This is a genomic window from Methylomonas sp. BG-2, assembly GCF_057766305.1.
Genome location: NZ_JBYMAP010000183.1, coordinates 1 through 8183, shown reverse-complemented (window position 1 = coordinate 8183; position 8183 = coordinate 1). Strand labels below are relative to the sequence as shown.

Here is an 8183-nt window from a genome sequence, read left to right as displayed (position 1 = left end):
CCAACTTACGGATATGGATCTGTTGTTAATCTTACGTCTGGATTTATTTCCGGGCTTAACACTATTAATTTTTACGTGGAAGGCAACGGAGTGACGGACGGATTCGCATTGCGGACGATCAGCTTCACCGCTAGCCCTTCTAGCGTTCCACTTCCAGCAGCACTCCCCTTGATGCTCACCGGCCTGGGTGTTTTTAGTTTTGTATCGCGCCGCCGCAGAAATGAAAGAGTTTAAGTATCTTCAAGTTACGAATCCGGCTCCTTCGGGTGCCTTTTTTGTGTAACTGGATGCTAAAGGTCGCAGGTTTGAGAAGCTAAAAACCTAACTGACTACAACAATCAAAACATCGGCTTATTATCACTTTGCGGACATTGCAAAACTAGAGCGATTGTCGCCTGTGGGTCGGCTGCACTCAGTGACGACTGGCCGCTTTCGGGGATCGGATTTCAATAACCGCTTTCCGGTGATGAGTCTGAAGAGAAGACGGTCGCCAGGCGCCACTGAAGAGACGTTCGTCTTTAGTGTGACCATTCGTCTGGTCTGCGGCCTTGCTCAGACATTCAGAACGGATTGGTGTCAGGCAAATCTTGGCCCAAACAGCCATCCATGCTTTCCCACCCCACGGACCGCTTGATCAGTATAGTTCGCATTGATCTTATGGAGGGCAGCGGGCTCTGAAATTCCGAAATCTTCATGAATTTATGTTGGTTTTTTCAGCACCTCGGCAACACCAAATGTTTGTCAGTCAACACTCTGGCGCCAATAGACGATTCACTCGGTTTGCTTCATTTTAAAAAAATCCCTGTTAAACCCTTTTTGTTGGATAAGTAGGTCTGTTACCTAGGCTTCTGGCATCTTGCTTGCTGTAGTTAAGTGATAACCCATAATGACCAGTTATGACTTAAATGCTTGCCGACAAAGCTCACATCATCCCGCCCCGTTCCTTATACGCCCGCATCCGCGACGAATTGCGGGCGCGCATCGTGGCCGGCGTCTACAAACCCCACGCGCGCTTGCCGTCGGAAAGTGAGTTGATGAGCAGTTATGGCGTCAGCCGCATCACGGTGCGCCAGGCCTTGGGCGAGTTGGAAAAGGAAGGCGTGCTATTCAAGGTGGCTGGCAAAGGCATGTTCGTTTCCCTGCCTAAGCCGTTTCAATCATTGGCCAAGCTGCAAGGCTTTGCCGAGGCGCTTTCGGAACAAGGTCATGAAATCTACAACCTATTGGTCGGTATCAAAGATCTGCCAGCAGGCCCTGATGTCGCACAGCGGCTAGGGCTGGCGGAAGGCGCGCCGGTGACCGAACTAAGGCGGGTACGCCATCTGAATCGCAGGCCTGTATCGCTGGATGTGACTTATGTTGCCGCTCACCTCGGCAAGCGTCTGGCCCAGGAAAATCTCTCGACGCGCGACATCTTCCTGATTTTGGAAAACGATTACGCGATTCCACTGGGTTACGCCGATCTGGTTATCGACGCCGTGTTGGCTGATGCCGAACTGGCGGAGCTGCTGCAAATAGCGGACGGCGCGCCGGTACTGCGCATCGAACGTCTGACTCACACCCAGGACGGGGCCCCGCTGGATTTCGAATACCTGTATTGCCGGGCGGATAACTTTCAACTACGCGCACGCATCGAGCGATAAACATGAACACCATAGAGCACGCGGTAGACGTACTTGTCATCGGCGGCGGCACGGCCGGGCCGATGGCGGCGGTCAAGGCCAAACAGGCCAATCCCACTTTAAAGGTTTTGCTGCTGGAAAAAGCCAACGTCAAACGCAGCGGCGCCATCTCCATGGGTATGGACGGCTTGAACAACGCCGTGGTGCCAGGCCATGCCACGCCGGAACAGTATGTGCGGGAAATCACTGTCGCTAACGACGGCATCGTCAATCAGAAAACCGTGCTGGCCTACGCCCGCAACAGTTTTGCGATGATCGAAGAGTTGGACCGCTGGGGCGTGAAGTTCGAAAAGGATGAAACCGGCGATTACGCCGTGAAAAAGGTGCACCACATGGGCACTTACGTGCTGCCCATGCCGGAAGGCCACGACATTAAAAAGATTCTGTACCGGCAATTGAAACGCAACCGCGTCGAAATCACCAACCGTCTGGTCGCTACCCGCTTGATCGTCGGCCAGGACGGCCGCATCGCTGGTACGTTCGCGTTCGATTGCCGAACCGCAGATTTTCATGTGATCAAGGCCAAATCGGTCGTGCTGGCCACCGGCGCGGCCGGCCGTTTGGGCCTGCCGGCGTCAGGTTATTTGTTCGGCACCTACGAGAACCCGACCAATGCCGGCGACGGCTACAGCATGGCCTACCACGCCGGCGCGGAATTGTCCGGCATCGAATGTTTCCAGATCAACCCGTTGATCAAGGACTACAACGGCCCGGCCTGCGCTTACGTGACCGGCCCGTTCGGCGGCTATACCGCCAACAGCAAGGGCCAGCGCTTTATCGAATGCGATTACTGGTCAGGGCAGATGATGCAGGAGTTTTATAACGAACTGGAAAGCGGCAACGGCCCGGTGTTCCTGAAATTGGACCATCTGGCCGAGGAAACCATTAGCAGCATCGAAACCATATTGCACGGCAACGAGCGTCCCAGCCGCGGCCGTTTTCATGTCGGGCGCGGCACCAATTACCGCGAACGCATGGTCGAGATGCACATCTCCGAAATCGGCTTATGCAGCGGCCATTCGGCCTCCGGCGTCTGGGTGGACGAACACGCGGCCACTACCGTGCCGGGCCTGTATGCGGCCGGTGATCTGGCCTGTGTGCCGCACAATTACATGCTCGGCGCCTTCGTCTATGGTGGATTTGCCGGCGAGTCGGCCGCGCGCCATGCCAGCGATCACGTACAGGCCGAGGTCGATCCTGCGCAACTGCAAGCCGAACGGCAACGGGTGTGGGCGCCGCTGCAACGCGAATCGGGACTGCCGCCGGCGCAAGTGGAATACAAGCTGCGGCGCATGGTCAACGATTACCTGCAGCCGCCCAAGGTCACCCGCAAGATGGAAATCGGCCTGGAACGTTTCGAAAGTATTCGCGACGACCTGGACGTACTGCAGGCCAATAATCCCCACGAACTGATGCGAGCGATGGAAGTTCATGCGATACGCGACTGCGCGGAAATGGCTGCGCGGGCTTCGCTGTATCGCACCGAAAGCCGCTGGGGGCTCTATCACGCCCGAGTCGATTACCCTGAGCGCAACGATGCCGACTGGCTGGTGCATGTGCAATTGCACAAGAATGCCGGTGGCGACATGGCTTGCTTCAAACGACCGCTGGAACCTTATGTCATCCCGGTCGACGATCAGGAAAAGACGGCCTACCAACGTTTACGCATCAATCCCAGCAACGCACCGGAGGCCGTGGCGCCATGAGCAAATCCTCATTCCCCATCGCGATTCAGCGCAGCAATGTGCCGGTTACGATCGACGAAAACAAATGCATCGCCGACAAGGGTTGCACGGTCTGTGTGGAAGCTTGCCCGCTCGACGTGTTGGCGATAAGCCCACTGACCGGCAAGGCCCAAATGACCTTCGACGAATGTTGGTACTGCCTGCCCTGCGAGAAGGATTGTCCAACCGGGGCGGTCAGCGTGGAAATTCCGTATTTGCTGCGTTAGCACAAAACAAACCCATTCAAGCCTGCCATTTCGTGTGGCATTGGGATAACAATCGAGAGAAAACCTGATGGCAATTACATTGAAGGAACGGCCGCTATTCATCATCGGCTCCGAGCGCTCGGGCACCACGCTGTTGATGGCTATGCTGGGCAATCATCCACGCATCGCCGTGCCGGAGGTGGCCTGGTATTACCCGCGCTTTCGCCCCTATCTGTTCAGCTATGGCGACCTGTCGCAAACCCAGAATCTGCGCACCCTGGCCGATGAAATGGTGTTTGGGCTGAAGACGCCGTTCTGGGACATGCCGGTTAATCCGGCGACTATCGTTGACGAGATTTTGGCCAGTGCGCTGGAGCCAAGTTTCGCAGGCATCTATACCGCGATGTTCGAACGCTACGCCCGCCTGCAAAACAAGCCGCGTTGGGGCGAAAAGACCCCGCACAATCTGTTTTACGTCGGCCGGATTCTGGAAGATTTCCCGAATGCGCAATTCGTGTTTCTGACCCGCGACGGCCGCGACGCCAGTGCCGAATATCAGCGTTCCGCATTCGGCCCCACCAATATTTACGCGGCGGCACGCACCTGGAAACTATGCCAGAACGCGGTAAAACCCTGGCGGGAAACACTCGATGCCGGACAATGGCTGGATGTCAGCTACGAACAACTGGCCCGCGATCCGCAGACGGTATTGCGGACCGTATGCGATTTTCTCGGCGAGGAATTTTCCCCGACCTTGCTGGATTTTCATACAGGCAGCATCGCCCAACGCCGCGGCCAAACCCGCGATCACGCCCCATTGGGCCAACCTGTCAGCACGAAATGGATAGGTCGCTATCGGTACGAATTGAGTCTGGAAGAACAAGCCATCTTCGCTACCATCGCCGGCCAGGAGTTAACTGAAGCCGGCTACGTGCTTGAGGTCGAGCCGGCTACGATAGACGAAAAGGAATTGAGTCTGTACCTGGAACGCGACCAACGTACCCGCGCGGCCCTGCTCGGTGCGCCGGACGGCCATTTGGTACACGAAAGCTACAACGACTGGCTGATCGACCAGCGCCTGGATCGCAAACGGCGCGGGCTGTGGTCGGACCGCGACGTACCTTCGGAATTTCCGCACGGCCATCCGCAGGAAGAGGAAATCGCCGGTTACCGCGCGCAACGGCGTTGGAAAGAGCATTTCGGCGTCAAGCGCGTCTATACCAGTAACGAAGTCGTACTGTGAGGTTGGACGATGTTGAATTCCGCCGCAATCCAAGCCAATCCGGCGCTAAACACCGCGCATGCTGATAGCGTGCCGCCGCTGTGTAGCGGCAGGGGGTGGATTTCCTTGCGCGATGTGTCCATGGTGTTTCGCACTTCCGAACGCGAGCATATCGCTCTGGACCGCGTCGATCTGGAACTGGAGCCGGGCGCCTTTACCGCATTACTTGGCCCGTCCGGCTGCGGCAAATCGACCTTGCTGAATATCGTTTCCGGCATGCTCAAGCCCACCACCGGCACGGTGAGCATCGATGGCTTGCCGGTCAAGGAACCAACGCCATTGTGCAACGTGGTGTTTCAACAGCATTCGCTGTTTCCCTGGCTGACTGCTTTGCAAAACGTGGCTTTCGGACCGCGCAGACTGGGATTGCCGGAGCCGGAAAGCATCGCTATGGACCTGCTGCGGATGGTCGGGCTGGAACGCTTTGCCAAGGCCTATCCGAACGCACTGTCCGGCGGCATGCAACAACGGGTGGCGATTGCCCGCGCCTTGGCGACAAAGCCGACCCTGCTATTGATGGACGAACCCTTCGGCGCGCTGGATGCGCAGACCCGTAGCGTGATGCAGGAAGAGTTGCTGAAAATCTGGGATCGTTTCGGCACCAGCGTGGTGTTCATTACGCACGATGTCGATGAGGCGATCTTACTGGCCGACCGGGTGATCGTGATGCGAACCGAACCGGGTGGCATCAAGGCCGATATCGCCATCGACCTGCCGCGTCCGCGTACCCCGGAAAGCCTAAGTTCGCCCGAATTCGAACGTTTGCGCAAGATCATCCATCGCGCGGTCAGGGAAGAAAGCCTGAAAGTGTTTAACCGTTGAGCTAATGATGTCGGCAATCGATTTCAACTCAGCGCTGCAAAAAGGCTGTCGGCAAGCCAAACGACTGTGGGTCGCCTTGGGCTGGCCGCTGGTCAGCTATGGCTGGTTTCTGCTGGTGTGGCTATTCGCCGCGAAAATAGTCGGCAACCCGGTATTGCTGCCGGATTTGACCACGGTAGCGGCCAGTCTCGCGCAGCTCATCGACGACAATAGTCTGTCCAAAGACGTCCTGGCCAGTTTGGAGCGGGTGTTGATCGGCTTTTTGTTAGCGGTGATATTGGCGGTGCCGTTGGCGCTAAGCATGGCCTATTTCGCCACCCTGCGGCGCTTGCTGCTGCCCATCGTCACGCTGCTGCGGCCGATACCACCCATCGCCTGGATTCCGCTGGCGATTTTATGGTTTGGCATCAACAACGGTTCCAGCTTTTTTATCACCGCGCTGGCCGCCTTTTTTCCGATTTTTCTGAATGCCTTTGCCGGCGGACTCGGCGTCGAGCCGCATTACATTCATGCCGCTCGTTTCATGGGCGCGGGTAAGGCCGATTTATTGCTGCGGGTATTCCTGCCGGCCGCTTTCCCGCAGATCTGGACCGGATTGAAGATCGGCCTAGGCCAATCCTGGATGGCCGTGGTGACCGCCGAACTGGTCGCCGCCCAGTCCGGTTTGGGCTACATGATTCAAATTCACCGCATCAATCTCGATACCGGCGCAGTGTTGGTGGGTATGGTCACCATCGGCGTGCTGGGGTCGTTGATGAATTTCGCACTGGTTCGCATCGAGCGGATCGTCTTGCCTTGGCAGGCTAATCACCCACATAAATCTTGAATCATGTCTTTTAATACGCTGCGTATGCTTTCCGCTTTGCTGTTGTTCGCGGTGTCATTGGGCGCAACGGCTCAGGATGCTATCAAGATCCGAATTGGCTACCCGTCCGGCCTGAACGGCGTTTACCCAGTGGTGATGGAAATGGCTGGTATTGCCAATAAGCACGGCCTGGAAGCCGAGTTTCAAGTGTTCCAGAACGGTCCGCCGATGATGGAAGCGCTGGCGGCCGGCCAGCTCGATGCCGTGGTGAGCAGCCCGTTACCGATCGCCACCTTCTTGGATAAGCAGCCCAACAAGGCTGTGGTGGTCGGCCAGCTCGGCTATTCCAGTCATTCCTTGTTGGTGCCGGCAGGCAGCAGCGTCAGCGCGCTCCAGGACCTAAAAGGCAAGAAAATCGCCGCGTCCGTTGGCTCGGATTCCTATGCGGACCTGTTGCTCGCGCTCCGGCAAAACGGACTAAAGCCGGATGAGGTGGCATTGATCAATACGCCGCCCGCCGAATTGCCAGCGCTAATCGCCCAGGGGCAAGTCGATGCGGCCGTGATCCGCGAACCGCAGGCGACTCGGGTTAAGGAACAATTCCGCGCACGCTCGATTCAGCGCTGGCCGTTTCATTTCCTGACGGTTTTACGTAGCGAATATTTGCAAAAGCAGCCGAATGCCCGCGAGCTTTATCTGGCGGCGCTGCGGGAATCGGTGGTTTATACCGCGCAAAACCCCGAGCAAGCCGGCCTTTGGTTTGCGGAGAAGTTGCGTATCGACGCCAAATTCGTCCGGCAAACCTCGAACGAAGATCCGGCCTTTGCCAAAGCCGAACAGGCCAATACCGAACTGCTGGCTTTGACGCCGGAACTGCGCCGGCTCCATCAAGTGCGCTGGCGGCAATTTCACGAGCTGGGTTTGATAAAGCAGGCCCAAGACTTTCCCGGTCAATAGCGTTTTCAACCCACTTTACCCACGGATACCCGACCGACCATGACCGATATTTTTACCAATAACGCCAACCTGACCGAGCTTTTACCCCGGCTCACCAGCGCCGACGCCACGGTACGCCGACTCGCCTTGATCGAACTGGCGGATGAAGAAGACGAAAGCCTGTTGCCTTGGCTGATCCAGGCCGCCGGCGACCCGGAACCGGAAGTTCGCGCCGAAGTGGCTAATCTGCTGGCCGGTTGGGAAAACACCCAGGTCATATCCGCTTTGGCGGATTTGTTGCTTGATGCCGATGAAACCGTGCGCGCCGCCGCCGCGCAAAGCCTTTCCAGCCTTAAAGCCCTCGAAGCCGGTTTGCAGTTGTTGCCATGGCTGGAACATAACGATGCCTTCGTCCGCACGGCCGTATTGCGTGCATTGCGAGAGCTGCGTTTGCCCGAGGCTGCGCCACCAGCATTGGCGGCGCTGGCCGACGGCGATGCCTCGGTGCGGCGAGAGGCGGTGGGCGTGCTCGGCTGGTTAAAATACGGGCAGGCCCTGCCCAATTTGGCGGAGTTGGCCGAACACGATCCAGACAGCGAGGTCAGGCGCGCCGCGACCGGCGCGCTGGGCATGGCCGCAGATCAAACCGTACTACCGGCCCTGCTTGTGGCGTTAACAGACTCTTCCTGGGTAGTGCGGGAGGAGGCGGCTACCACACTGGGCAAA

Annotated in this window: 9 protein-coding genes; all 9 read left to right on the top strand. The window is 57.4% G+C overall.

The annotated features are described in order from the left end of the window. A partial coding sequence (locus tag AC3B8H_RS15735) for a VPLPA-CTERM sorting domain-containing protein (protein ID WP_488442494.1) occupies positions 1-234 on the top strand: 234 nt, incomplete at its 5' end. Between the two features lie 671 nt (positions 235-905). Beyond that, the gene (locus AC3B8H_RS15730) at positions 906-1643 is read left to right on the top strand and encodes a GntR family transcriptional regulator (RefSeq protein ID WP_488442493.1); all 738 of its coding nucleotides are present in this window, start codon (positions 906-908) and stop codon (positions 1641-1643) included. A gap of 2 nt (positions 1644-1645) precedes the next feature. Continuing rightward, the gene (locus tag AC3B8H_RS15725; protein ID WP_488442492.1) at positions 1646-3388 is read left to right on the top strand and encodes a fumarate reductase/succinate dehydrogenase flavoprotein subunit; all 1743 of its coding nucleotides are present in this window, start codon (positions 1646-1648) and stop codon (positions 3386-3388) included. After that, on the top strand, positions 3385-3633 hold the full coding sequence (locus AC3B8H_RS15720; protein WP_488442491.1) for a 4Fe-4S dicluster domain-containing protein: 249 nt from the start codon (positions 3385-3387) through the stop codon (positions 3631-3633). The genes AC3B8H_RS15725 and AC3B8H_RS15720 overlap by 4 nt, the downstream gene beginning before the upstream one ends. A 67-nt stretch (positions 3634-3700) precedes the next feature. Continuing rightward, on the top strand, positions 3701-4855 hold the full coding sequence (locus AC3B8H_RS15715) for a sulfotransferase family protein (RefSeq protein WP_488442490.1): 1155 nt from the start codon (positions 3701-3703) through the stop codon (positions 4853-4855). Positions 4856-4864: 9 nt separating this feature from the next. Then, on the top strand, positions 4865-5716 hold the full coding sequence (locus AC3B8H_RS15710; protein ID WP_488442489.1) for an ABC transporter ATP-binding protein: 852 nt from the start codon (positions 4865-4867) through the stop codon (positions 5714-5716). A gap of 7 nt (positions 5717-5723) precedes the next feature. Next, positions 5724-6542: an ABC transporter permease gene (locus AC3B8H_RS15705; protein WP_488442488.1), complete on the top strand. Its 819-nt coding sequence runs from the start codon at positions 5724-5726 to the stop codon at positions 6540-6542. A 3-nt stretch (positions 6543-6545) separates the two neighbouring features. Then, a complete protein-coding gene (locus AC3B8H_RS15700; protein ID WP_488442487.1) occupies positions 6546-7478 on the top strand; it encodes an ABC transporter substrate-binding protein in 933 nt (310 codons plus the stop codon). A gap of 39 nt (positions 7479-7517) precedes the next feature. Continuing rightward, positions 7518-8183 (top strand): HEAT repeat domain-containing protein (locus AC3B8H_RS15695; protein ID WP_488442486.1); only part of this gene is annotated, 666 nt, incomplete at its 3' end.